Here is a 2,962-nt window from a genome sequence, read left to right as displayed (position 1 = left end):
CGCCTGCGCCCCGAGGTCTGGGACGCCTGGCGGGCGGCCAACCCCACCACCTGAGATGCCCCGCAGCACCCGACCGGGCAGCCCGCCCGCAGGTGCGGAACCCGGCCGTTCTAGTGTGATCCCGTGCGACACGCTGCCCGGGACTACTCGCTCACGCCGCTCAACATCTACTGGGAGGTGACCCAGGCCTGCGCGTTGGCCTGTCGGCACTGCCGGGCCTCCGCGATGCCCGACGCCCACCCCCGCCAACTGAGCCACGAGGAGGGCGTGGCGTTCATCCGCCAGATCCCGCAGTTCGGCGACCCGATGCCGACCCTGATCCTCACCGGCGGTGACCCGCTGGAGCGCCACGACCTTCTGCCGTTGATCGATGAGGCCCGCCGGCTCGGCGTCGACGTCTCGATCACACCGGCCGCCACCGGCGCGCTCACCAAGGAGGTGCTGGCCACCCTGGCCGCCCACGGCGTGTCCGGCCTGGGGCTGAGTCTCGACGGGTCCACCGCTGAACGCCACGACGCGATCCGCGGCATCCGGGGTACCTACGAGCGCACCCTCGCCGCCATCGGGTGGGCGGGCGAACTCGGCCTGCCGGTGCAGGTGAACACGCTGGTCACCGCGGGCACTGCCGCCGACATCCCGGCGGTCTACGAACTGCTCGAGTCGATGCCGCTCACCAGGTGGAGCCTGTTCTTCCTGATCAGCGTCGGCCGGGGCACGTTACTCGAACCGCTGTCGCCCAGGGACGGCGAGGAGTTCATGGCCTGGGTCCACAAGATCAGCTCCGCGGCTCCGTTCGTCGTCGCCACCACCGAGGCGCCCTCGTACCGCCGGGTGGCCATCGAACAGATGCGGGCCGCCGGCCTCACCGCCGAGCAGACCCGGCGCAGCCGGGTGGCCCGCAGCTTCGGGGTGCGCGACGGCCACGGCGTGATGTTCGTCTCGCACCTGGGTGAGATCTGCCCGGCCGGTTTCCTGCCCATCCCGGTGGGCGACGTGCGCACCGACTCCATCGTCGAGGTCTACCGGGACGCACCACTGTTCAAGTCGCTGCACGACCCGCGCCAGTTGACCGGCCGGTGCCACCACTGCCAGCACCAGCAGATCTGCGGCGGATCCCGCGCCCGGGCCTACGCCGCCCACGGTGACCCGCTCGCCGAGGACCCGTTCTGCCCGCACATCCCGCCGCACTACACCCGCACGCCGCAGCCGGTCGAGGCCGCCCGGTGAGGGTGGCGGTCGTCGGGGCCGGTATGGCCGGGCTGTCGGCCGCGGTCGACCTGCTCGATGCCGGCGCCGAGGTCACCCTCATCGAGGCCGCCCCGACAGCGGGCGGCAAGGTGCAGACCGAGCACGTGGACGGCTTCACCATCGAGCACGGTCCCGACTCGTTCGTCTCCTACCGGCCCGCCGCCGCCGAACTGGCCCGCCGGTTCGGGCTCGGCGAGCAGATCATCCAGGTCACCGAGCCGAGGGTGGTGTACCTGCGCAGCGCCGACCGGATGGTGCCGCTGCCGGAGGGAATGGGGCTGGTGCTGCCCACCCGGCTCGGGCCGTTCGTCCGCACCCGGTTGTTCAGCTGGCCGCAGAAGCTGCGCGCCGGCCTCGACCTCATCCTGCCCCGATACCTGGGCGACGACGACGTGGCGATCGGCGAGTTCCTGCGCCACCGGCTCGGCCAGGCCGTCATCGAACGCCTCGCCGACCCGCTGATCGGCGGCATCTACGGCACCTCGATCGAGGAGCTCAGCCTCGACTCGGTGCTGCCGATACTGCGCAGCCACGAGCGCAACAGCCGCAGCCTGATCCTGGCCAGTCTGAAGTCCGGCCGCACCACAGGCAGCGGCGGATCCCCGTTCCGGACCCTGCGCGGCGGGCTCGCTGACCTGGTCGACGCGGTGACCGTGCACCTGCGCGCCCAGCCTGGCTACCGGGAACGCTTCGGGGTGGCGGCTGCCGACTGCTCAACCCACGACGGTGCCTCGCGGCTGCGACTCGACACCGGTGAGGTGATCGAGTCCGACGCCGTCATCCTCGCCACCCCCGCGCCGGTCGCCGCCGGGCTGGTCGCCGGGGAGTTGCCAGGCGCAGCGGCGGCACTGCGCACCATCCCGCACGCATCGACCGCGGTGGTGACGCTCGGCTACCCGGCCGACGCCTTCCCATCCCCGCCAGTCGGGCACGGGTTCCTGGATGCCGGCAGCGGGTCCCCGTCCAGCGGCTGCACGATCTCGTCCGGCAAGTGGGTTGGCCGGGCCCCCGAGGGCAGCGTGCTGATCCGGTCGTTCCTGCCCGAACGCGCCCACGCCCTGCAACAGCGTGCGGACGCCGAGGTCTTCGCCGTCATCGAGCAGGACGTGGCCGACACCTTCGGCGTCCGCGGCGAACCCTGCGTGCGCCGCATCGCCAGGTGGGACGACCGGATGCCCAAGTACGTCGTCGGGCACAAGCACCGGCTGAACGCGATCCACGCGGCGTTGTCGACCCGCCCGCAGTGGCAACTGGCCGGCGCCAGCTACCGCGGCGTCGGCTTGCCCGACGTGGTGACGTCGGGCAAGGCGGCTGCCGCCGCGGTACTGGATCAGTTCGGCCGCTGAGCCTGCGCCGCGGCCCGGGCAGCCCCGGGTAGGGCCGCGACGATCCGCTCCACCGCAGTGTCATCGTGCGCGGCGGAGACGAACCACGCCTCGAAGACGCTCGGCGGCAGGGCGACCCCGGCGTCCAGCATCGCGTGGAAGAACGCCGGGAACCGCCACGACTCCTGGGCCTGCGCGCCGGCGTAGTCGGCCACCGCACCAGCACCCCAGAACCCGTGCGGGGTGGCGCCGCCGTCGGGCAGCTCACCGAACATGATCGAGAACAGGTTCCCGGCCCGCTGCAACGAGTGCGCCACCCCTGCCTCGACCAGGGCCGCGCTGGCGGCGTTCCCGACCGCCTGCGCGACGTGGTCGACCCGCGCGTACAC

At 72.6% G+C, this 2,962-nt stretch carries 2 protein-coding genes and 1 pseudogene; 2 read left to right on the top strand and 1 reads right to left on the bottom strand.

Annotation, left to right across the window (positions count from 1 at the left end; all coding sequences use genetic code 11):
• Nucleotides 1-123 precede the first annotated feature (123 nt).
• Nucleotides 124-1,227 carry a TIGR04053 family radical SAM/SPASM domain-containing protein gene (locus tag WBL05_RS08055; protein WP_424225067.1) on the top strand — a complete coding sequence of 368 codons (1,104 nt, stop codon included), beginning with the start codon at nt 124-126 and terminating at the stop codon, nt 1,225-1,227.
• On the top strand, nt 1,224-2,594 hold the full coding sequence (gene hemG / locus WBL05_RS08050; protein WP_424225066.1) for a protoporphyrinogen oxidase: 1,371 nt from the start codon (nt 1,224-1,226) through the stop codon (nt 2,592-2,594). Before WBL05_RS08055 ends, hemG begins: the two co-directional genes overlap by 4 nt.
• Here hemG and WBL05_RS08045 read toward each other — a convergent pair.
• A pseudogene (locus tag WBL05_RS08045) lies at nt 2,579-2,962 on the bottom strand (glutamate-1-semialdehyde 2,1-aminomutase); the annotation flags it as partial. The gene hemG and the pseudogene WBL05_RS08045 sit on opposite strands and share 16 nt — an antisense overlap.

The organism is Brooklawnia sp. (assembly GCF_049651565.1).
Taxonomy (GTDB): domain Bacteria; phylum Actinomycetota; class Actinomycetes; order Propionibacteriales; family Propionibacteriaceae; genus Brooklawnia.
The sequence above is the reverse complement of the archived record's forward strand: the minus strand, read 5'-3'. Positions and strand labels throughout refer to the sequence as shown.